This window comes from Chitinophaga sp. W2I13 (assembly GCF_050434005.1).
GTDB lineage: Bacteria > Bacteroidota > Bacteroidia > Chitinophagales > Chitinophagaceae > Chitinophaga.
On the sequence record NZ_JBNPWD010000001.1, the window covers coordinates 1,895,593 to 1,918,276 of the forward strand.

General features: G+C 48.0%; 14 protein-coding genes. 3 read left to right on the top strand and 11 right to left on the bottom strand.

Annotated features, from left to right (window positions below; genetic code table 11):
* Positions 1–136 precede the first annotated feature (136 nt).
* From QFZ48_RS07590 to QFZ48_RS07605, 4 genes are all read right to left on the bottom strand, one after another.
* Positions 137–1,474, bottom strand: a complete 1,338-nt coding sequence (locus tag QFZ48_RS07590) for a Gfo/Idh/MocA family protein (RefSeq protein ID WP_429044425.1) — start codon at positions 1,472–1,474, stop codon at positions 137–139.
* Between the two features lie 505 nt (positions 1,475–1,979).
* A complete protein-coding gene (locus QFZ48_RS07595; RefSeq protein WP_429061805.1) occupies positions 1,980–3,347 on the bottom strand; it encodes an alkaline phosphatase family protein in 1,368 nt (455 codons plus the stop codon).
* Positions 3,348–3,474: 127 nt separating this feature from the next.
* Positions 3,475–4,686: a metabolite traffic protein EboE gene (eboE, locus tag QFZ48_RS07600; RefSeq protein ID WP_429061807.1), complete on the bottom strand. Its 1,212-nt coding sequence runs from the start codon at positions 4,684–4,686 to the stop codon at positions 3,475–3,477.
* Positions 4,686–5,840: a 3-dehydroquinate synthase gene (locus QFZ48_RS07605; protein WP_429044418.1), complete on the bottom strand. Its 1,155-nt coding sequence runs from the start codon at positions 5,838–5,840 to the stop codon at positions 4,686–4,688. Before QFZ48_RS07605 ends, eboE begins: the two co-directional genes overlap by 1 nt.
* A 606-nt stretch (positions 5,841–6,446) precedes the next feature.
* On the opposite strand from QFZ48_RS07605, the gene QFZ48_RS07610 reads away from it, so the two are divergent.
* Positions 6,447–8,435, top strand: a complete 1,989-nt coding sequence (locus QFZ48_RS07610) for a tetratricopeptide repeat protein (RefSeq protein WP_429061809.1) — start codon at positions 6,447–6,449, stop codon at positions 8,433–8,435.
* 12 nt (positions 8,436–8,447) lie between these two features.
* Positions 8,448–9,086, top strand: coding sequence for a response regulator (locus tag QFZ48_RS07615; RefSeq protein WP_429061811.1), 639 nt, complete (start codon positions 8,448–8,450; stop codon positions 9,084–9,086).
* Between the two features lie 57 nt (positions 9,087–9,143).
* On the opposite strand, the gene eboC is transcribed toward QFZ48_RS07615, so the two are convergent.
* The 6 genes from eboC to QFZ48_RS07645 form a co-directional block, all read right to left on the bottom strand.
* Positions 9,144–10,022 (bottom strand): UbiA-like protein EboC, encoded by an 879-nt coding sequence (gene eboC / locus QFZ48_RS07620; protein WP_429061813.1) that lies wholly within the window; start codon positions 10,020–10,022, stop codon positions 9,144–9,146.
* 96 nt (positions 10,023–10,118) lie between these two features.
* Positions 10,119–11,105, bottom strand: coding sequence for a TatD family hydrolase (locus tag QFZ48_RS07625; protein WP_089892383.1), 987 nt, complete (start codon positions 11,103–11,105; stop codon positions 10,119–10,121).
* 21 nt (positions 11,106–11,126) lie between these two features.
* A complete protein-coding gene (locus tag QFZ48_RS07630) occupies positions 11,127–12,026 on the bottom strand; it encodes an EboA domain-containing protein (protein ID WP_429061815.1) in 900 nt (299 codons plus the stop codon).
* Positions 12,027–12,462: 436 nt separating this feature from the next.
* Positions 12,463–13,998 carry an FG-GAP-like repeat-containing protein gene (locus QFZ48_RS07635; protein ID WP_429061816.1) on the bottom strand — a complete coding sequence of 512 codons (1,536 nt, stop codon included), beginning with the start codon at positions 13,996–13,998 and terminating at the stop codon, positions 12,463–12,465.
* A gap of 111 nt (positions 13,999–14,109) precedes the next feature.
* On the bottom strand, positions 14,110–15,888 hold the full coding sequence (locus QFZ48_RS07640) for a RagB/SusD family nutrient uptake outer membrane protein (protein WP_429044398.1): 1,779 nt from the start codon (positions 15,886–15,888) through the stop codon (positions 14,110–14,112).
* Positions 15,889–15,920: 32 nt separating this feature from the next.
* The gene (locus QFZ48_RS07645) at positions 15,921–19,157 is read right to left on the bottom strand and encodes a SusC/RagA family TonB-linked outer membrane protein (RefSeq protein ID WP_429044395.1); all 3,237 of its coding nucleotides are present in this window, start codon (positions 19,155–19,157) and stop codon (positions 15,921–15,923) included.
* 602 nt (positions 19,158–19,759) lie between these two features.
* Here QFZ48_RS07645 and QFZ48_RS07650 point away from each other — a divergent pair.
* On the top strand, positions 19,760–20,128 hold the full coding sequence (locus QFZ48_RS07650; protein ID WP_429044392.1) for a transmembrane 220 family protein: 369 nt from the start codon (positions 19,760–19,762) through the stop codon (positions 20,126–20,128).
* Between the two features lie 199 nt (positions 20,129–20,327).
* Here the strand turns inward: QFZ48_RS07650 and QFZ48_RS07655 are convergent, their stop codons facing one another.
* Positions 20,328–22,565, bottom strand: coding sequence for an alpha-L-rhamnosidase C-terminal domain-containing protein (locus QFZ48_RS07655; RefSeq protein WP_429061817.1), 2,238 nt, complete (start codon positions 22,563–22,565; stop codon positions 20,328–20,330).
* Between the last annotated feature and the right edge of the window lie 119 nt (positions 22,566–22,684).

Here is a 22,684-nt window from a genome sequence, read left to right on the forward strand (position 1 = left end):
TATTGTTAGCCTATAAACCCAATAGGAGAAAGGGTTTATAACTTCGTAAAGATAGGAATTCCGGGTAATAGTACAAGCATTTTTTTTTACAAATTTTGTGCTTGCAGCACTATTACCCGGAACCCGTTTTACTGATTTATGCTTTCGGTGTCCAGCCTTTTTCATACTCCCTTTCCCACATTTTCATGGCTTCCTTATCGTTCAGGATATGGCCATTGGAAGGATCGGTATGAAGGATGCGGCCCGTGCGTTGCGCTATATTGCCTAGCAGGCAAAGCAGCGTACTACGGTAACCGATATTGATTTCGGAGTTGAGGGTAGCGTTGCCGCGGATACTTTCCAGGAAGTTGTTGATATGCACGGCGTCATAAAACTCACCGGCGGGACTAACGGTATTGGTTACACTCTGGTTAGGATTGGCGGCCTGTTTTACTTCTTTGATCACTTTACCTTTGGTGTCGATCAGTTTGTAGCTGTCGCCGCCGGAATTATACAGGCTTCCGTTTTCGCCAAACAGGGTAAATCCGCGGCCGCTGCCTTCCAGGTTAAACGGGCTACAGCTGCGGCCTTCCCAGGCGATGGCTTTATTGCCTTCAAACTCGAAGTTCAGGGTTTGGGTATCCGGTGTTTCCCAGTCGTCCTTGGCATAAGCATACCGCCCACCGGCAGAAGTGACTTTGGTAGGGAATTCCACATCCATAAACCAGCGGAGGCAATCCAATTCGTGGGTGGCGTTGTTGCAGGTTTCGGAGGTACCCCAATGCCAGCGCCAGTGCCAGTTGTAGTGTACAATGTTATCCAGGTAATCGCGGCGGGGAGCGGGTCCCTGCCACAGGTCCCAGTTGAGCGTACCTGGAACCGGGATCTTTTTCCCAATACCAATGGGTTCGCGGTTATTTACATACCACCCGCGGCCATAATACACTTTTCCCAATACGTTTTGCTCTTTCACTTCTTTTACTGCCTGCTGGAGATTAGGCCAGGAGCGGCGCTGGTTTCCCATCTGCACGAGGCGGTTGTGTTTTTTTGCCGCTGCCAGCAGTATTTCGCCTTCGCCCGGATTGTGTGCACAGGGTTTTTCCACGTACACATGCTTACCTGCCGCCGTGGCCATGATGGCCGCAGGAGCGTGCCAGTGGTCGGGCGTTGCCACGATGAGTGCATCAAAATCTTTCCGTTCCAGTAGTTTCCGGATGTCCTTAACTACTTCCGGTTTGCGGTCCTGAGCGCCCGCAATGGCCTTGAGCCCTTTGGCGATGGCGCCGTCTTCCACATCGCAGACATAGCCTATTTCAGCTCCGGGCAGTTTCGCTGCACACTGTGCCAGCCAGTTGCCCCTGGAGTTAACGCCCATTACACCCAGTACCAATTTGTTGCTGGGGGCATTTTTTCCAAATACGGGGAAATTGAGGATGGTTAATCCTGCTCCCAATCCGGCCATGCTACCGGTTTTGAGAAAATCTCTTCTTTCCATAACGGTGATATTATTTATTCGTTTCAATCGGTTGCATGAATGTAGAAAAATAAATCAGTGATGGGGAGTTTTTTTGATGAGCGCGAGTTTTGTCTTGAACGCGAGTTTTGTCTTGAGCACTGATTACGCTGATTTTGCTGATTTAGTTTTTGGATTTTGGGAGATTTTTGGATTATTTAGACGGTTTTTGGGAGATTTTTGGGAGATTTTTGGGAGATTTTTGAGGATGGAATATGGATAGGTGGATGATACTTTGGATATGAAGCAAAGTTAGATAGGTGATGCTAAGCAAATGCTTTGAACATGCTTAGGACATGAAGTAAACGCGCTCTTGATGCGGAGATGAGGTGGACTTGATCGGTAACTGATTGTTTATCATTGGGTATAGGCGGTTTTTTGAAGCTGCTTAGAACAGCCCTGTAGTCGTAACCAGATGGTTATGAATAAGTTAATACAACCGGAGGATTATTTACCTGCCGGCTGATTACTGATCATTGCGGAGCCGTTATTTGCCTGTCAGCTGGTTCCAGATAACCCCGTACACGTCTGTTGCCTGAAGCTGCGACTTGGGAGCGGGTTGGGAACTGATGACCACCGGGTGATAGGCGGGGTTTTCTTCGATCCTGCCGTGAGAGCCTTTAATGAGGGTTGCATCGAGCGGGATGACGTTCATCAGGTAGCGGAAACCCAATTTCTTTTTGAGCAATTTTCCTGCCGCTTTCAGCTTAATGAGCGGGTCTGCGGGGTCCATGAACATCTCTACAGGATCATAACCCGGTTTACGGAATATATCTACAATTCGGGCGAAATCGGGGGCTTTGTTGTCATCCATCCAGTAGTAGTACGTGAACCAGCTGTTGGCATCGGCTACGGCAATGAGTTCGCCGCTGCGGCTGTGATGGAGATGATGTTGCCGTTTGCCTTCCCGGTCCAGCACCAGTTGTACACCCGGCACCTTTTCCAGGATGGAGCGTACTTTTTTATAACAGGAAGGATCATTGATATAGATATGCGCGATCTGGTGATCTGCTACTGCGAATGCTTTGGAGGCGCCTGCATCCAGCAGTTCGAGGCCATTTTCCACACGCAGGGCCAGCAGCCCTCCTGCCCTCAGAATCCTGTTAAGATGCACGGGGTTATTCACATTGGTAATGCCGTATTCCGACAGTACAATCGGATCACAATTCTTCTGCTGATAATAAGTAATCAGCTGTTTGCATACCGCATCAATTTCTGCCAGTTCCTTTGCATTTTTTACCGGGTCCTGTCCGAATTTCTGCAGGCAGTAATCGAGATGGGGAAGGTAAATAAAAGTAAGGGTAGGATCGTATAGTTTATCCGTGAGGATAGACGCATCAGCGATCCATTGGCTTGATTTTATGCTGGCTGTGGGACCCCAGTAATTAAACAGGGGGAACTTGCCGAGTTGTTCGGTGAGATAATCCCGGAGTGTAGATGGAGAAGTATAGCAATCGGGCACTTTACGGCCATCGGAAAGATAGTTGGGACGGGGTGTCAGTGAGTAGTCCACGTTCGCGTACATGTTGTACCACCAGCACATTTGTGAACAGGTAAAAGATGGATCCAGTTTGCGGGCACGGTCCCATATTTTGGGAGCGTCTACCAGCCGGTTGGATTGTTTCCAGAACTTAACTTCCGCATCGGTTCTGTCGTACCAGCCATTGCCTACTATTCCATGCTCACTGGGCCATTCGCCGGTAAGGTACGTGCTCTGTACAGCCGTAGTCACCGCAGGTAACATAGGCATTACGGTGGCCAGGTGCCGCTGTTGTGTATAGGCCTTTAAAAAAGGCAGGTACTCCAGCAAAGAAGAGGAGAGCCCTACTACATCAATTACTACTGTCTTTCTCATATATTCAATCGCCGTTACAATTCCGGCATAAAGCTATAATACCGGGGGGACAATTCCAAGATTGCGTGTTGCCGCCGGGGCTACCGGTGTTTATCCGGTGGCACCGCGCGGCACTATACAAAGATACTTATAACTGTTCCCTTATCCAGTTCAGCTCACGGGAAACGGATAAAGACATCTCCTGTTTAAGGGCGGGTGGTAACACGTCCCAGGTATATGTTTCCGCCTCCATGTGCTGTGTAAAAGGATGTTCCCGTTGTATGGCCAGTACTTGTTTTATGTCTTCCTGCGTGGATTGCAATACACCGAATTTATCGAGGAACACCGGTACATGAAAATGGGAGCGCCATTCTGTAACAGCTGCATTATTTTCATCTGCCAGCGCTTCCGGTAAGTCGGGATAATGAATAAAAGTGCCGTCCTTTCTTTTCGCGATCACCTGGTGCAGGTATACCGGTTCATTGAATTTACGGAAGGCGTCTGTTACTTCGTTGCGTGCGGTGGTATCTGCGGGCATATCGGCTTTCAGTGCCGCGCTGATCTGCAGTTTGCCGATCTTCAAACCATGATGCCGCATACGTTCGATGACCCGCTGAGGCGCTTCGTATACAAGTGCAAAATGGCAAACATCGTAACACAGCTGAATATGCGTTTTGATGATATCGGCTGCTGCCTGGTCATCTTCTATATTAAATTTCTCTTTGATAAACGGGATGCCGGCAGGCAGTAAATTTTCGAAGTACCAGTTAATATACTCGCTGGTATTTTCCATCATGCCATCGGGTTCCGGCTCAATATCGAGGTGCATCAAAGGGCCGCCGCTGCGATGTGTGCGCACCAGCTGTTCCAGCACCAGCAACATATTCAGCGTAGCGCTTTCTGTGTAAGAATTCTTGTCTTCTTCGCAGCGGTTGCACCAGTGTTTATATCCGAGCGGATTGGTGGAAATACCTCCTTCCATACCTTCGGGCAGCAATGCTGCCAGGATCCTGAACAGGCGGATGGTATAGGCTACGCGGTCAGCGCTGGTCCAGTCGGGCGCATGTACCTGGTCTTTTACCACTACGTTGTGAAAGCCGCCGTAAGGAAAACCGTTCATCGTAAACACATAGCAATCCTCTTCCCGGAGCCATTGCTGAAATGCTTTCAAAGGCGCTTCCTTGCTTAGTTCCAGGCTGGCGGTATTAGCCAGTCGCAATCCTATTCCAAAAGGTTTATCTGGTGATACCTGTTGTTTAATGGCAGGTATAAATTTTTTGAGTTGCGCAAAATGGTCGTCCCAGTTTTCGCCGGGATGAATATTTGTGCAGTAGGTAAGATGTCCTGCAGCTGTTTTCATTACTGATTATTTTTGCAGATAGCTACTGCTTTATATAATAAGTTAAGGTCCATTTCATGCACTTCTTCTCCTTTTCCTACTGCGCGCAGCAGGGAAATTGTTAAGCGGCCACCGAGATGTTCACGGAATTCTTCCAGTCCTGCTACCACCGGAGAAGGCTTACCATCCTGCATTTCCAGCAAAGGATGCCATACCGGCAGTTTCATATTTTTTAATACCGTGAGAATGCGGTGCATGTCTTTTTCGGAGAGCCATCCTAACAGGAACGAGTATACGCTGTCGACCGCAATACCGATAGATACTGCTTCACCATGACGTAATTCAAAGTTGGTGAGTTGCTCCAGTTTATGTGCGCTCCAGTGACCGAAGTCCAGCGGGCGGGAGGAGCCGCTTTCAAACGGATCGCCGGCGCCGCCGATATGTTGGATATGCAGTTCTGCGCAGCGGTAAATAAGTTCGTGCATAGCGGTCATATCACCGCCGGTTAGCGCCACTGCATTTTCTTCTATGCGGTTAAAGAAAGCGGCGTCTTTAATAAGGGCTACTTTCACGGCTTCCACCATGCCGGAGCGCCAGTCGCGCGGGTCCAGGGTGGTTAAAAATACCGGGTCGTTGAACACGGCTGCGGGCGGCGCAAAGGAACCGAGGAAATTTTTCTTCCCCTTATAGTTTACGCCGTTTTTCACGCCAACGCCGGAATCGTTTTGCGACAGTACGGTCGTTGGAATCCTGATATGTTTCACACCGCGGTGTGAAATTGCGGCGGCAAACCCCACGAGATCCAGCAGGGAACCGCCGCCGATGCCTATCACATAGGAGTGGCGGTCGATGCTATATTTATCGATGGCATCGACCAGGCTGAAAAGCAGGGGCAGATCATTTTTCACACCTTCGCCCCCGGCGATGGTGATGATTTCAGGGGCCAGCTGAAAGCCGCGCACCTGTTGAAAGTACTGATTGATCTGTTGGGTTAGTTCCGGGTGATGCGTTGCAACGCCACCATCCAGTATAACGAGTAATTTCTTAACGTATGCACTCTCTGCTTTTGATTCCAGGAAGGTAGCTAAACAGGTGTTGGCAGGATCGAATAAATTACTGCTAAAGAAAACACCGTAAGAGAAGTTGACATTGAAGTTTTGTTGAATATATTCCATGGCTAAATCCGCATCATCTGACTAAAAAAAACTATAGCCTTTAAAAGTACATAGAAAAACGTGATTTTTTACAAAGAAAAAGGCCCCGGGAACGGAGCCTGTTTTTTTGGGGTTAGTCTGTAGAATCAATTTATCGGTATGCAAAGAAATTTGTTTTACCCGGTTTTAGCTACGGTATAAACCATTATTTTATAAATTGCGTAGTTCTACTTATATGCGCAGGGCACCCGCCAATGCCTTACCAGCAGGCAATCTACGTAGTTCCCCCGATCTCCTGATCCGCTCCTGCTTCCGTTCATCCCATACGCTGTTGCGTATTAAAACAGAAATACTGAACTTTAGGCCGCTGTAGAAATGAACGACGGTTTCACAGTCTGAGAATTAAATTGTTTGACCAAAAAAACATGGGACGCCCATGTTGTTAACCCTGTAACATCGGTTGTATTTCACATCTTTTGTTGCATGCTGAGCATTTGTCAACGCACTGCGCGATGGCGGGTAATAGCTTTCCGGCTGTTATCCGCCGGGGCATTCATTGTGCGTAATAACCGGTAACCTTGAATTATTAACAATAACAGCCTTCCGGGCTGTAAAAGTGAATCAGAAATGCTGAGAATATTACTTTTTGTTTGTTGTATTTCGATGGGCAGCGGCGGGGTGCTGCAGGCATCCCCGTTTCCTGCGGATGACAGTGTGTTGCAAACGATTAACCGGCAGCCGGCAGGTGCAAACCAGGTACAGGCGCTGATTGACTATGGCTGCCGGCTTTTTCCTTACCAGCTTGATAAGTCGGCTGCCGTCTTCATGCGTGCCTTGCGGATCAGCAGGCAATTGGGGTACCATAAAGGGGTAGCCGATTTTGCGTGTTACTATATGTATATCCAGGATATGCGGGGGCAGTATTTGCAGTCGCTGTACATGCTGAAGCAGGCGGTGATCATTTATGCTTCCCTAAAAGATACGCTTAGCCAGGTGAGGGCCATCAGCTATTGCGGGATGGAATACCAGCAGATGGCGAATTTCCCGGCAGCTGCGGCGGCTTACCTGGAAGCGCTGAAACTCGCCGATGCGGCGAAAGACAGCGCCAGCACGGGCATGATCATGAACTATTTATCGGATGTTTTTATTTCCCTGGGAGATTATAAGAAGGGGTTTAATTATGCGGTGCAGGCTTATAATCATGGGCGCCGGCTGGGCAGCAATTCGCGCATGGCGGCGGCCCTGCTCAACCTTGGAGAAAGTAAAAGCCGGGAGGGTAACTATACGGCTGCCGGCAGGTATTTCAACCGGGCGCTGGAGCTTGGTAAAAAAGCTGGCGACCAGCTGCTGGTACTGAATGCGCTTACTGCAACCGGGCGGGTATATACTGATCTTTCGCAACATGAGCAATCCTTGCGAACCTTTGAAAAAGCGCTGCTTATTTCCACTGATGATCCCGGGCTTGAAAACCGGATGCAGTTATACATGGGATATGCCAATGCCCTTTACCGGAGCGGGAAGCACCCCGCTGCCGGTATTTATCTACAGAAAACAATTACCCTGGCCAGGCAATATTATGCGGGCGATGAACTAAGGCGGGCTTACCTGGCGGCATCCGACAATGAAGCCGCGCAGCAGCATTACCAGCGGGCCTTTCACCTGCGGAAGGCTTATGAGCAGCTGAATGATTCACTGGTAGGGAATGCCACCAGGCTGAATGTACAGCAGCTGGAAATGCAGTACCAGTCTGAGAAAAAAGACAGGGACCTGGCGGAGAAAAAATTAGAGCTGATCCGGAAAGACCTGCTGTTACAGCGGAAAAACAGGTGGCTTGGTTTCATCTTTGCCGGCGTAATACTGATCCTGGTTGGTTCTTTCCTGATATGGCAGAAATTACTGCACCGGCACCGTTTACAAAAACAGCAGCTTCAAACGTTGGAAGTAGAAAAAACCGTACAGGTGCTGGAGGCAATGATGCAAGGCGAGGAAAAAGAGCGCACGCGCTTGTCGAAAGACCTGCACGACGGCGTTGGCGGGCTGTTATCCGCCGTGAAAATGCATTTCTGGGCGCTCAAATATGAACGTACTTTTCTGCAGCAGGACAAAGGTTTTAACCATGCGCTCAGCATGCTGGACGACGCCATTGGTGAAGTCCGGAAAACTGCCCATAACCTGATGCCTGAAATCCTTTCCAGGATGGGGCTTGCGGGTGCGCTGGAATTATTCTGCCATAATGTGAGTCACTCCCGGAAGCTGCAGATCACGTTCTATACTTCCGGCGACATGCAGCGGTTCAGGGGCAACTTTGAATTATCGGTATACCGGATTGTGCAGGAGCTGATCAATAATGTGATTAAGCATGCCCATGCTACCGAAGCCCTGGTTCAACTTACGCAACATGACCAGTTGCTTACCATTACCGTAGAGGACAATGGCGTTGGCTTTGAAGATATCGCGAAAAGCACGACCGGTATGGGATTAAAGAATCTTCATACGCGGATCAAATCATTAAACGGACACCTAACGCTGACGGCTATACCGGGTTGCGGCACAACGGCATATATAGAATTTAATATTGCCATTATGCAGCTGATGGAAGTGCAGTCATCGTTTTAATTTAAAAAGAAGATGAGTATCAAACTGGCTATCATGGATGATCACCTGCTGGTGATCAGCGGCATCAAGGCGATGCTGACGCCTTACCCGCACATTTGCGTTGTTTATGAAAGCAACCGGCCGGGCGCGCTGATGGAGGCTTTACCCGGTATACAACCCGACGTGTTATTACTGGATATCCAGATGCCTGAAATAGATGGCATAGCGCTTTGCAAGCAGGTGAAGAAAAAGCATCCGTCTGTAAAAGTGATTGCGATCAGCAGTTTTATGGAATCGCATTATGTGAAGCAAATGCTGCGTAATGGCGCCGCCGGCTACCTGTTAAAAGGCACTGATCCGGAAACGCTTATCCGCGCTATTGAGGAGGTGCATGCCGGCGGGCAGTTTCTCGACGACCTAATCAGGAATCAGATAGTGAATGAAGCCATTACCGGTCAAAAGCGCATTAATTACGAGATTCCACTTACGCGCAGGGAAAAGGAAATACTGAAACTGATTGCGGACGAATATTCCAACCAGGAGATTGCAGACCTGTTGTTTATCAGTTTGCGTACGGTGGAAACGCACCGGTTAAATCTTACGCAGAAGCTTGCGGTGAAGAACACCGCCGGGCTGGTAAAAGAAGCGATGAAGCGGGGAATAGCGGAATAGCTATCACCGGAATAATGGTGCCGGTACCCGGCTTGTGGCCGGACACCGGTAATGTGATCAGGTGACGGCAAATATTTTACCCAGTACCAGGGATATCGGTAACAATAATATTACGGCAATTGCGAATGGTATAGTAGCAAAAGCGGCCACCCAGGCGGCATTCATGGCAATCAGTGCGATGATTCCTCCTTTCACTGCCTTTCCTATATTTGGACCCGAAGGGTTTTTCATGGCTTTGAAAAGCGGCACATTGATCATAATAATAAACAGCGCGATAAAAGGCAGTGCCAGCCAGAAGCGGTGGTGCATATATGCCAGGATACCCATTGTAATATATACCAGTGCATAACATACAGCGGTAAAGCGCAGGCTTTTCACGCTTCCACCATGTACTTCTCCCCTGCTGATGTTGGTAACAGCGGCGATATAGAGAATGGGGATGAATCCCATCCACCAGTATATTTCCAGCATTTCCGGTACAATACTGATGCCCAGCAGGAGGTTAAGTCCGCGGCAAAGTCCCATGTTGAGGGGGCCGAGGAAGGAATGATGTTTCCCCCATTTATCATAAACGAGTGCGCTGGCAGCTACGCCGATGGCGAGCCAGCCGGCATAGCCGGTAAGGCGGCCTACGGAAAAAGCGGCCAGGATACCTACCAGGAGCAGGTAGCTACCGAGGATAATGGCCTGTGTTTTTGAGATTACCCCGCTCGGGATGGGCCTTTCCGGGCGTTCTGTACTATCCAGTGTGGCATCAAATACATCATTGAATACCACGCCACCACCATAGAGCCCCATGGTGGCGAGGCACAGGCATACCACCGGCAGCGTAAGATCCAGTGTAACAGTACTGAACGTAACATTTATAAAATAGGCCGACACAGCGACGCCTGCCAATATATCTGCTATTGCAGTTACGATGTTGGCTGGTCGCATCAGGCGTAGGTATCCAAATAATTTGCTAACAATATAACTCACCGCGTAATTAGGTTTTCATGGTTCATTGCCAGCAGGGACGAAGCTGTCAGGCCGTTACCGGATGATGGTTGTGTTTTTATCAATTCGAGGCTGCTGTCCTCCACGTAGTATAGAGCTTCCGTTAAATTTCTCACTTTGATCAATATTTGCTGCTACATCAAAATCTGCTTCATTAATCTGGCCGCTCTGCGCAAAGGCTTTTACAGCATTGGTGTAAGTTACCAAATGAATGTCATTCAAGTCAATACCACTTTCGTGCATTAAAGCGGCGGTTTTGGGAACTGCCAGGGGATCGCTGATTCCCCAGTCCGCAGCGGAATTCACCATAATACGTTCACTTCCATACTGTTTAACCACGGCTACCATGCGTTCATTCCCCATTTTAGTGAATGGATAGATGGTAAACGCAGCCCAGAAGCCACGATCGAGCACTTCTTTGACTGTTTCCTCGTTATTATGGTCTACAATGATCATGTGAGGCTCCAAACCATGTTCCAGTGCAATATCCATACTGCGCTGGGTTCCTTTTTTCTTATCGCGGTGGGGGGTGTGAATTTGTACGGGGAGCCCTGCTTCTTTGGCCAGTTCCAGCTGGGCGCGGTAATATTTTTCTTCCAGGGGGGTTTGGTCATCGAAACCGATTTCGCCCACGCCTACTACGCCTTCTTTATAAATAAACTGCGGTAGTATTTCCATTACTGCTTCTGCGAGCTTTTCGTTATTGGCTTCTTTGGAGTTGAGGCCAATGGTGCAATAGTGTTTGATGCCGAACTGGGAAGCGCGGAAACGCTCCCATCCCAGGAGGCTGCTGAAATAATCGCGGAAGGTATCTACGCCGGTGCGTGGTTGTCCTAACCAGAAAGCGGGTTCAATGATGGCTACTACGCCTGCATCGGCCATTGCCTGGTAGTCGTCGGTAGTACGGGCGGTCATGTGCACATGCGGATCAAAGAAGCGCATGCCTTTTATTTTATTAAGATAAGCGGGGCTATAGGTGAGTGGTTGAAGATCTTTTTCTGTTAAGTCATGAATTCCGCACATATCTGATCAGTTTTAATTTAATTATTTAATTATTTTTTGTGCCAGGGTATCCCAGGAGATAGTACCGGCGTGTATTTCTGCCTGCAGTGCCGGGTCTGTGGCCAGCAATGCTTTAGCGGGTTCGTAATGGCATTGGGCACAAACGAGTGCAGCGGCTTCTTTTTCAGCGCTGTTGACGGAGTGCCAGATGCGGGTAATGTCGGCAAAGTTACCTTCGTTTACAAAATTCACCAGCAGCCGCCACTGCATGGGATCGAGCGTTCTGCCGGCGGCCCATCTTTCATGGGCAAAGTCCACGAGAATGCCGGCCAGTGCAGCATTGGCTCTTTCATCCAGCCCGGTGATCCTGTGTAATGGTTTATCGGTAAAGATGGCTTTCATGACCAGCTGGTTCCAGGCGGGTTCCGGGAGATACTCGGCCGGGTAAGGATTGTGCAGCATAATGGCTTCCTGTACAATACCAATATTGGACCTGATCCCTTCCGACGTGCGGGCGATCCATTCTTCCGGCCAGGGCAACAGCGGGAGTGCGCTGTATAAAGCTGCCAGCTCATTCATTTCCGCGCCATTGAAGAGGTTTTCCAGCACCTCCAGGTACATGGCTTTGTTTGTTACCGGCAACCGGAGCAGCCACCATACCCGTACGAGGCGGTCTAACGTCCATCCATGTACGAATAATGACGGTCGCAGCGCTTGCAACTGTTCATTTTCCGTTGCGGAAAGATGGATCAATTCTTTACCTGTGAAGCGCGGAATAGCTGTGAAAGTTTGATTAAACTGCGGGATGGCACCGGTTTGCTGTTGTAGCTGCAAACGTTGTTGCAGCCAGGTATTCGCTTTTTCGTTTCCGTTGTTCCTGATGATCGTTCCAAGCAGCGTGCTCACTTTATCCTGATCGTATACATATTCAGCCACTGACATATCCTGTTTAAAATAATAATGCTGATTTCCCAATAAAATTAACCAGTAATAATGGGATTTTAAGAATCCGGCCACTTTTTTATGATAGATGGCAAAAAAAGAAGATTAAACCGTTCACATCAATGGTTGAACGATGGGATATGCCCCAAAATAAAAGAGAGGCATTACTGCCTCTCCTTCCGCCATTCTAAAACCTGATTATACATCAGGATATCTTTAGCCACGGTGCCTCTGACGACAGGCACAGCGCAATAAGGTATATGTTGGGAAAACGTTGATCAAGAACGATGGCACTTTAAAGATCTGTAATATATGAGTGCTCTTCCTATAAATTCAGATCCGGCAATAAAGCAAAAATCCATGCAGCAATAAATACGGCCGTAAGATACATATTTCTCCTTTCATTCCAAATAAACAAGTGATTTTTACGTTCCGTTTAATGCACAGCATTGTTCTGCAATACTATAAACGGCTGATACTCTTTCCAGTCAGGCTTATAATCATCAAGTATAATAAAACCCTGCGCATAGTTTCCTAGTACAATATCCTGATCGCCATCGTGATCATAATCTTTCACATCCATGCAGATCCACCTTCCTTCCTTCTCCAGTGGCGGTGAATGGGAAATAAACGTAAGTGGTTTATTTCCACCTTCAAAGAAAATAAATTTCTCTTCCGGGCGGTGTTTAAAATCAGCAAAAAAGGCGATGGAAGCAATATCCAGTTTACCATCACCATTAAAATCCGCTGCCACTGCCTTTGTACAGCCATTCACCGGGTAATGCCATGCTTCTGTATACTTGTTATTTCCGTCATTCAGGTAGACGAATAATCCGTGATAAGGTTTAAGCACCATAGAAAAATCTGCATTGTCACCGCAGGTATATAAAATATCCAGCCTTCCATCTCCGTTAAAATCTGCCAGTTGAAACCCGGTAGAACCATTAACAGGAGGGAATTTCAGCAGGTTGGTAGATACAAAGCCACCTTTCCTGTCGTTTTCAAATAACCAGATCCCTTCATCACCAGCGGCGAACAATACCATAAAGTCCGTATAGCCGTCGTGGTTAAAATCGCCGGTTTCTGCATGGATAGCGCCGGGCACTTCCCATATGGGAAATTGCTGGTACTTGTGGTCTGGTAACTGTTTCAGCCAGTAGAGGCCTCCCTGGTTATGTCCGAATGCGCACACCAGCAGGTCTGGCAGACCATCTTTATCAAAATCTGCCTGCAGGGTTTGTACCGGTCGTTTGAGGAAAGCCATGAGGTCGTGCTGCCTGCTTTCCGCGTCGTTGGGCCGGATGCTGGTAATAATGCCGGCAGGCGCGTCCAATGCGCGCATGTTGCCTATTTCTGTGAGTATGGCCTGTTGTTGTCCTGCAGTATCTTTTACAAAAAGTATATCAACAGCAGGGGAAGGTAAATTCCGGATGTTAACGACTTGTAAATTTTCGTCCCACTGTGTGAGTGTGTTGGTGAGACCATCGCTGGTCATGAGGTGGCCATTGTCCGGATTAAAGGCCACCATGGTGGTAGCTACGGGGACGGTATCTTTCAGTGCCGGGTGTTTCAGGGTAAAGAAGGACCAGTCGCGTTGCAACGGCTGCGGTATTTTTTCTGCCGGCAGTTTATCCGGGGCGGTATGTTCATAGTATGCCACCAGCAGTTCCCAATCCTGGATCGAAATAAGCCCTGGCTTTTCGCCGGGCATTGGCGGGTAATAAGAATGCTCTCCCCACACTTTAATGCCCAATTTGGGGGCCATAGCGGGCAATACATGCTTTGTCCAGGTTTCCTTATCCAAAAGGTCGGAAGACACCGGCAAATGGCAGCCGGAGCAATATTTATCTGCCAGGGCTTTTCCTTTTTCTTCCGGGGTAGGGGTATGACAGCTGATGATGATGACAAGGCAGGTGGTGATTAAAAATAAAGCGGCGAGACAATACCGGTTCCTCATTGGTTGGTTGGTCATCAGTGAATATTTTAACGGGCATTGTAAAGTACTAAAATGTTATATAAAAACGAATGCAGCGAAAAAGATCGCTGCATTCGTTTTGTTTAAAAAGGGCGACAGATATAGCTATTAATAATTCGGGTTCTGATCGAGTACTCTTACTCCGCCCACCATTGTCAGATCGATCTGGCGTTGCGGGATGGGGAAGTATTCATTTTTCCCTTTTGTAAAATGTCCACCTTTCAGGTCGTCGGTGATGGCTGATTCGTATTGAATAAACGCATTCAGCGCCACATCGGCAATGCCCCAGCGAACGAGATCGAAGAAGCGGTGGCCTTCTGTAGCCAGTTCCAGTTTACGTTCAAAATAGATGGCTTTTAATGCCTGGTCTTTACTTGAAAAAGTAGCGGTGTACCTGCCTATTTTATAATTAGCTGCCATTTGTGTTGGATCGAAACCTAACATGGGTTTCGTATTGTCTTTATATTTATGGAGCCAGTTTTCAGGGTGATTGATCATCCTGTCGCGGATCTGGTTTACCAGAGCAGTGGCTCCCGGGAGGTCACCGGTTTGGGCATGGCATTCAGCGGCCATGAGGATAACGTCGGCAAAGCGGATCAGCAGTACGTTGATGGCAGATCCTGGCGCCCAGGAGTGAGCATCTTTGTATTTGTCCTGGTTGAACTGCCAGTACACCATTTTCTTTGGTGCATAAGGGCCGGCATATTTCTGGTCCCTGATCCAGTTAGCACCGGGGTGATTGCCCCAATCGTGATAAGGCAGTCCGCGGCGACCAACGGTCCAGTCGAGGCGTGGATCCAGTGTACCTGTTTCCGGTGTGAATGCAGTGCTGGAAACAATGCCCTGATCGTTTTTCACGGGATTTGCGTTCCAGGTGTCGAGGTTAGGCAGCCCGGTGGCGGGGTCTGTACGGTATGAGTTTACGAGGTCCTGGGTAGGCTGATAGAATCCGCAGCAGCCGAAGGGGCTGTTGTAGGGGAAGTTCAGCATTTCTCCCTGGTTTGCGTTTGCGATGGTATTGGTACCATCGTTTGCGGTCATTTGAATAGCAAATACAGACTCTGAGTTATTCTTCTTGGCGGCATCGAAGTTGTCTTCGAATGCGTTGGTGAGTGCGTATTTAAGGCCATTGGAAGTAACGCCGGAGGCGATTGCCTGGTCGAACAGCGGCATTGCCTCTGTATATTTTTTCTCGTAGAGATAAGTTTTGGCCAGGTAGATCTGTGCAGCCCATTTATTTGCTCTTGCCACATCGCTTTGTGTTGGCGGCAGATTATCTGTTGCAAATTTAAAATCGGCTTCAATAAAAGGCCAGATATCTTTATCATTCTTGATGCGGACTTCCAACGTGGTATCTGTGATATAAGGTACTTTATTGAACAATTTTTTCAGTTCAAAATAATAGTGGCCACGAAGGAAGCGGGCTTCTGCTTCCACTTGTGTTTTTTCGGCGTCACTCATATCTGTTGCCTTTGGAAGTGCTGCCAGTACCGCATTGCAACGGATCACCCCTTCATACACGGCTCTCCATTTGGTGTTGAAGAAACCGTTGCTGGGATCTACCGTAAATTTTGCGATGGGATCGATACCTGGCTGGTCACCACTGAAGCTGCCTTTGTGTGCATCGCCACCGGCCACGCTGCCATAGATCCAGTTGGTAGGAGATGCTTCCCATGGGCCGCCGCCGCCGAGTGCTGCCTGGGCGGTTTGCTGTCCGTCGAGTGAGGCATAGGCGCCTACGAGTAAATAACCGATACCGGATTTATTCGCTACAATTTCATCACTGAGGGAGCCGAGTGGTCCCCGTTCGAGGAAGCTCTTTTTACAAGCACTGATTCCTACTGCTGCCAACGCAAGAATTACACTTAAATATCGTAATGTTTTCATTTTTCTCAATTTTACTTTTCAGGAAAAAATTATCAGAATGTTACATTCACACCAAGCAGGTACTGACGCTGATTAGGATATGCTCCTTCATCCACACCAAAATTGCTGGTACCACCGGTAATTTCAGGATCTATACCTGAGTATTTTGTAATGGTAAACAGGTTTGCAGCCTGGCCATATACCCTGAATTTTGTAATACCCACTCTCTGGAGTATGTTGCTGGGTATGGTGTATCCCAGCATGATATTTTTCGCACGCAGGTAAGAACCATTCTCAACAAAATAGGAGTTCGGCACATTGGAGGTACTGAAGGATGGAGATGTTTCCTGGATAGGTGCTGTTGCGTTCTGACGGGTTGGCAACCAGGAATCATACAGGGCGGTTTTGCTTTTCGCACCTTCGAAGGAAGGATAGAAGTCGGTCCACCATTTCACCTGGTTCCAGATTTTGTTGCCCTGTACTCCATACACGAACATGCTGAAATCCCATGCTTTATAAGTGAGGTTGATATTGAGGCCATAGCTGAACTTCGGATTAGGATTACCGAGGTAAGTACGGTCTGCTTCTGTGATCCTGCCGTCGCCATTCACATCTGCATATTTGAAACGGCCTGGTTTTGTATCTGTCTGGTATACCAGTGAATTATCGTTATACTGTTTCCTGGTAGCTTCGTTTGCAGCATCTATCTGTGCCTGGCTGTTCCAGAATCCATCTACTTTATAACCAAAAAATTCGCTGATGGATTGGCCCACAGCATTACGGATAATAAATGTACCGTTAAACCGGCGTTGTTCCTGGTCGAAGTAAGGAGCAGCGTCTGATATTTTAACGATTTCATTATTATAGGTAGTGATGTTACCGTTCACTTCCAACTTGAGGTCTTTAGTAAGATTCAGGTTGGCGGTAGCAGAAAAGTCGAATCCTTTATTTTTCATTTGTGCCACGTTCACATAAGGAGCGTTGGCTATACCATAAACACCGGGTAATTCGGGGTTATACAGCAGATCTTTTACATCTTTACGGTAGTAGTCTGCGGTAACTTCCAGTGCGCCTTTGAACAGGGTCGCATCGATACCGATGTTAGCGTTTACGTTACTTTCCCATTTTGCATTGGGGTTACCGATGCGTGTGCGGTAGAAGCCCTGCATGATGGAGTTACCGGTGCCTTTCAGGTCATAGAAGGAGTTTCCTTTTTCAAATCCGTAAGCGGTGAAGGAGTTCTGGGGATCTACGTTGATCTGGTTACCCATGATACCATAGCCTCCGCGGATTTTCAGATCTGAGATCCAGCTGACACCTTTCATAAATCCTTCCTGCGACATACGCCAGGCGGCGCTTACAGCGGGGAAGTTACCATACCTGTTGGATGAACCGAACCGGGAAGATCCGTCACGGCGAATCAGGGCGCCCAGGAGGTAACGGTCTTTATAGGAATAATCTACTCTTGCGAACAGTGAGAATAGTCCATCAGAGAAACGGCCGCTATAATTGGTTGGTGTACCGCTACCTGTGCTAAGGTTGGTGAAGTCGGGATCAAAAGTGAAATAATCGAGGTTGCTTCCACCAACGGTGCGTCCCTGGTTATCGAATGCCTCTGTACCCAGCAGTACTTTCAGGTCGTGTACCTGGTTAAAGTTCTGATGGTAAGTGAGGGTGTTGGTCCAGGTCCAGTCGTAACCATTTCCTGCGTTTTCTGTGTACGAGTTCACCTTATTGTTCTCGGCGTTTTCGTATTCAGGCAGCGTAAAGCTGTGGTTATTGAAAGAATAGATTTCACCGCCAAAGCTGGTGCGGAGGGTGAAATGTTTCAGGATGTCTGCTTCTGCAAACACGTTACCTAACAGGCGGTTAGCCAGTGTTTTGGTAGTACCGAAGCGGTCCTGGATGGCTACGGGGTTACGGGCATTACCCAAACCTTTACCGAAGCTGCCTGCATAGTTGCCCTTGATGTCGTGTACCGGGATGATAGGCATTTCGCGGAAAGCCATACCAATACCGCTACCTTCCGTAAGTGCGCCGATCTGTGGGTTATTGATCAGGGAGTATTCCATATTCTGTCCTACACGGATATGATCCGTAACGTTATAAGTGCTGTTAGCGCGAACTGCATAACGTTTGTTATAGGTATTGGTTAATGTACCCTGCTGATTAAAGTAATAGAAGGAGAAAAAGTAGCTGCCGATATCGCCGCCACCTGCTACTGATATATTGTGGCTGGTGATAGGCGCCGGGTTAAATATTTCGTGGAACCAGTCGGTACCTGACTTGTTGGCCTTTACAATGCGGTGAAAAGCATCCACATCACTGGCTACCTTGTAGTTTGGATTTACGAAATAAGTAGATGGATCTGTGCCGGGATCTCCTTCCATTGCGCCCTGCGGCGCGATATAATCCGGCAGGCGTGGTGTGGCGCCGGAGCCATATTGTTCATCATTATATACAGGGTTGGGCGTTGTATTGGCGATGGCCATCCATTTCAGGTTTGCTTGTTCCTGCGGGCTGAGGATATTCCATACATTTCCGCCTTTAGGACGCTGTGTACCATAATACCCATCATAAGAAACCTTTACTTTTCCGGTTCCTCTTTTGGTGGTGATGATGATAACGCCGTTGGCCGCACGGGCACCGTAGATAGAGGCAGCGCCTGCATCTTTCAGTACCTGCATGGTTTGCACATCGTTGGGGTTTATGTCTGTGATGTTAGAGATGGGTACTCCATCTACTACATACAGTGGTGTATTATTTCCGAAGGTATTTACGCCACGGATCTTCACCTGTGGTTCCTGGCCGGGCTGACCGGAGCCGAGGATGGTAACTCCGGAAACCTGTCCCTGCAGCTGGTTAGCTATCTGGGAAGTGGGTTGTTTGGTGAGATTTTCCACTTTTACAATGGACACTGCACCGGTAAGGTCTTTCTTTTTCTGGCTGGCATAACCGGTTACTACTACTTCTTCCAGTGATCCTACTTTCTCGGTGAGAGAAACGTTTACTGGTCCGGTTCCCACTACTGTTTCCTGCGGATCATATCCCACAAAGGAGAATACAAGTGTTTCGCCTGATTTGGCCATGAGGGAAAATGCACCGGAGGGATCTGTGGCAGTACCCCGGTTGGTACCTTTCACAAACACCGTAACGCCTGGCAGCGCATTGCCGGAGGCTTTGTCTGTTACTTTACCCGAGATTTTTGTTTGTGCTGATACAGTGTTGCCGGCCAATAGCAACAAGAGGCCGCATAGAACGGCGAGTGCCTGGTAAAATTGCTTTTTCATAACGTGATTTAAGGGAAACGTTTAAGAAAAAAAATTGTTAGTAAATAAGGATTCCTATCTATTCTATATATGTCACCTTATTGAACAGTCACAACTTTGCATGCAGATTCCTTACCCGCTGCATTTATTTTTTGCGGCAGGTCAATTTTCAATAAATACAAAGCATTAGTTTTTCATCACTGTGCATGATGCGCTACACGGTGTCAAAAAAGAAACAAGTGTCTGTTCAACAGTTAAACGATACCTACTAGTGAATGATGAATTATACTATAAAACAAACACTGATGGTCAAGCTGATTCAGGTCATTTGACTTTGTTTAATTGTTTAATCCGATACGATAATTTAATTAATAATAATGTGAGAATCTTTTGCTCTAGTAACAAACATTTCTAATCTCAGATTTTGGTTCTCACGTGGAACGATGTAATGAACCGAATATATAACATTATTTTAGCCCAAACAAGTAGTCTTTTAACATTTTCTTTAAAAGTGACAAAATTGCAGACTGTCATTCCACTATTCCACACTGCCGGGATAAAATAATACAAGGAATATAGTTTTGAAATTCTTTTGTGTATGTTTAAGTCCTAATTTTTGTGTCATGAAAATATTGAATATTGTGTTTTGCCTGATGTTCGTTTTGTTTGCAGGTTTACAGTACAATGATCCTGATCCTTATATATGGATGCCCATTTATCTTTATTCTGCCTTGTTTTGCTGGTTTGCCGCCCGTAACCGCTTTTACCCGAAGTGGTACATTGCTGGTATACTGGTATACCTGGCTTATGCCATTTATAAGTTTTTTGATCAGAACGGGGTGGAGGACTGGTTCACCAAACACAATGCGGAGAACCTTGCCGAAACCATGAAAGCAACCAAGCCCTGGATTGAAGAAACACGCGAATTCTTTGGATTGTTCATTTGTATCGGCGCATTGGGGATAAATTATTTTTACTCGCGAAGGAAATAGCGCGGATGTTGTCTTTCTCGCTGATTACGCTGATTATACTGATTAGTTTGATTTTTTTTTGGATTTTTTAGATTAATAATAAGGGAGATAAAAGCGGATATATTCGCTTCTATCTCCCTTAATCCTTTATAAAATCCAAAAGTAAAAATCAAACTAATCAGTATAATCAGCGTAATCAGCGAGAAAGACAACATCCGCGTTACAAAGCGATTTCCTGCGGCCCACCGTGCAGCGTGATCTCCTTTCCGCGCCAGCGGAATTTGCCAGTGATACCGAACGGGACCCTAACGGTGCCGGTTACACGATTATTTTTAAATGCAAGGTCTACTTCTATTAAGCCATCAGGGTGTACCATGGTGGCTTTTACCCGCGGCGAGGCGCCGGGATCCGGCGCTATTAATACGGTTCTGAAGCCATAGGAGGAGGATTGGATACCGGCCGTAATGCCCAGCAGGAAAAGATTGGCCACTGAGGCCGTTGCCTGGTAAGCGGCTGCATTGTTCTGTTCCGGCAGCACGGTGAGCGGCTGCAGTTCTGCCGGGAAGGTTTCTGTGATGCCGGTTTCCTGCATTGCTTTGAAGATGTAATACTTTTCACGCAGCGATTCGCCTGGCGCCGGCTTTTCTGCTAATAACCGCTGCATCACGTTTTTTACCTGCCGGGGTGGCACCGCCTGTGCCAGTACAGCCAGGGCATTGGTATAGCGCGAAAAAGTTTTCTTTGCGGCGGTTTCCGCGTACAACCCTTTCCCCGCATCATAACATTGCTGATACCATACTTCCCTTGCTTTATCTGCCGTGCGGGTATAGGCGAGAGAGTCTGCCGGCTTGTCGCAATAGCCCGCAATAACAGCTGCCTGCCGCAGCGCATACAGGTACTGACCTGTGGCGGGCGACAACGTCACGCTATCGTTGTAAGGCATAGTGCCGGGTAAACCGGTAACGGGGTCCTGGTAGCGATCCACCCAATCGAGGATACTGCGTACTCCCGGGAAACATTGTTTCGCCAGTTCTTTATCTGCTTTATAGCACAAATAATCGTGGATAGCGCCTATCCATACCAGCGCATCTGTTACCGATACCAGCCGGTCGTCCGACGGATAACGGGAACGGACAAGGCCCTCTGGAATGCGCGACTGGTCTGTTTGTACCAGCGCATTTCTGAGCAGTTGATCATCTCCCGAAAAAAAACTGATGGCAAGCCCCTGTATGCGGGCATCCTGTATATACTGAAGCTGCTCATTGAACGGATCATTGTACAGGTTATCCTGCGCACCTGTGAGTGCAGCCTTTTTTCCGGCGGCCCAAAGCGAGTCTGCTGCCGCACCGGCGGTGAAGGTTGATTTATCATTCAGCAGGTATTGTGTATATATGTTATAATAGTCGTGTAATGTAACAGGCGATTTGCCGGTTTCAATATCCAGTTGCACATACCGGAAGCTGCGATACCCGGAAGAGATGAACTTACGGCGGGCGCCGCCATCGGGATGAATAACATCCTGTATCACGGTGCTGCTGGTATACGCCGGCTGATAAGTAATTTTGATAGCAGCATCCAGTCCGCCGCTGATCAGCATTTCAGGGAAGCCGATGGTTTGTTGTCCTGCGTCCAGCAGCAGCCTTACTTTTCGTTTAGCCGGAATCGTTAATGGCGCGGTGCCTTTCAGCAGGGCTGCTTCTACAGTAATTCCCTGTTGTGAAGTAATGCCGGCGAACGACTGCCGTTCCTGGTACAAGCGGCCTATGGGAGATGGTGCAAGCAGCGGCCAGTTGTCCGCGCTATTGCCTTGCAGTGCTACGCCATGCCCCGCTGCTGCGGATTCCCAGGCACTGTCGTTATATGCAGGCTGTTCCCAGCCCCAGGGATGGTATTGCGCAATTATGCTATCGCCCGGGAAGGCGCCGTAGAAAGCGTTACCGGTGGTTTTTACGGTAGCCGGATGTACCGACTCATCTTCCATTACTTTCCACAAAGCAGAACCGGTGTTGATAATAGCGGCTTCGCGTGGTGTATGTCCCTGTATGACCAGGCCGGTGCTATTGGTGAACTGGCCGCGCGGCTTACAGGGGCCGAAGTTGATCACTTCTGCGGCAATTACGTTGACTCCATATTTCAGGTAAGGGCTGATATCTATTGTTTCATAGTACCAGTTGGCAGCGTCGGAGCGCGCAGGTCCCATTCCGGCAAAGCGTCCGTTTACATACAAACGGTAACGGTTATCCGCAGAAAGGTGGATGATAAAGGGACCGGAATAATTGAGCAGCTGGAACTGCTTCCTGAAAAGATACACCCCATAGGCGGCCGGGGTGGCATTATTGCCGGAAATCCACCTGGCGTCCCATTGAAAGGGGCTATCAGGGCTCTTCTCCTGCCCTTGCAGGGTGGTGGCAAATCCGATGAGCGCCTGCAGCAGCAGGCCCCGTAACAGATATTTCATAGAAAGAGATTGTAGGTAGTCAGGATATATTACTTACAAATATATTAAATATATTATTAAGATGATATAATAAGGGGAAACGGTCTGCTGCCAGGGGAAAATGTTCGTATATTCAGTTT

Excerpts from the sequence above, each read along its gene's own strand:
- QFZ48_RS07590 (WP_429044425.1), bottom strand. The coding sequence starts at position 1,474 with ATGGAAAGAAGAGATTTTCTCAAAACCGGTAGCATGGCCGGATTGGGA.
- QFZ48_RS07595 (WP_429061805.1), bottom strand. The coding sequence starts at position 3,347 with ATGAGAAAGACAGTAGTAATTGATGTAGTAGGGCTCTCCTCTTCTTTG.
- eboE (WP_429061807.1), bottom strand. The coding sequence starts at position 4,686 with ATGAAAACAGCTGCAGGACATCTTACCTACTGCACAAATATTCATCCC.
- QFZ48_RS07605 (WP_429044418.1), bottom strand. The coding sequence starts at position 5,840 with ATGGAATATATTCAACAAAACTTCAATGTCAACTTCTCTTACGGTGTT.
- QFZ48_RS07610 (WP_429061809.1), top strand. The coding sequence starts at position 6,447 with ATGCTGAGAATATTACTTTTTGTTTGTTGTATTTCGATGGGCAGCGGC.
- QFZ48_RS07615 (WP_429061811.1), top strand. The coding sequence starts at position 8,448 with ATGAGTATCAAACTGGCTATCATGGATGATCACCTGCTGGTGATCAGC.
- eboC (WP_429061813.1), bottom strand. The coding sequence starts at position 10,022 with ATGCGACCAGCCAACATCGTAACTGCAATAGCAGATATATTGGCAGGC.
- QFZ48_RS07625 (WP_089892383.1), bottom strand. The coding sequence starts at position 11,105 with ATGTGCGGAATTCATGACTTAACAGAAAAAGATCTTCAACCACTCACC.
- QFZ48_RS07630 (WP_429061815.1), bottom strand. The coding sequence starts at position 12,026 with ATGTCAGTGGCTGAATATGTATACGATCAGGATAAAGTGAGCACGCTG.
- QFZ48_RS07635 (WP_429061816.1), bottom strand. The coding sequence starts at position 13,998 with ATGACCAACCAACCAATGAGGAACCGGTATTGTCTCGCCGCTTTATTT.
- QFZ48_RS07640 (WP_429044398.1), bottom strand. The coding sequence starts at position 15,888 with ATGAAAACATTACGATATTTAAGTGTAATTCTTGCGTTGGCAGCAGTA.
- QFZ48_RS07645 (WP_429044395.1), bottom strand. The coding sequence starts at position 19,157 with ATGAAAAAGCAATTTTACCAGGCACTCGCCGTTCTATGCGGCCTCTTG.
- QFZ48_RS07650 (WP_429044392.1), top strand. The coding sequence starts at position 19,760 with ATGAAAATATTGAATATTGTGTTTTGCCTGATGTTCGTTTTGTTTGCA.
- QFZ48_RS07655 (WP_429061817.1), bottom strand. The coding sequence starts at position 22,565 with ATGAAATATCTGTTACGGGGCCTGCTGCTGCAGGCGCTCATCGGATTT.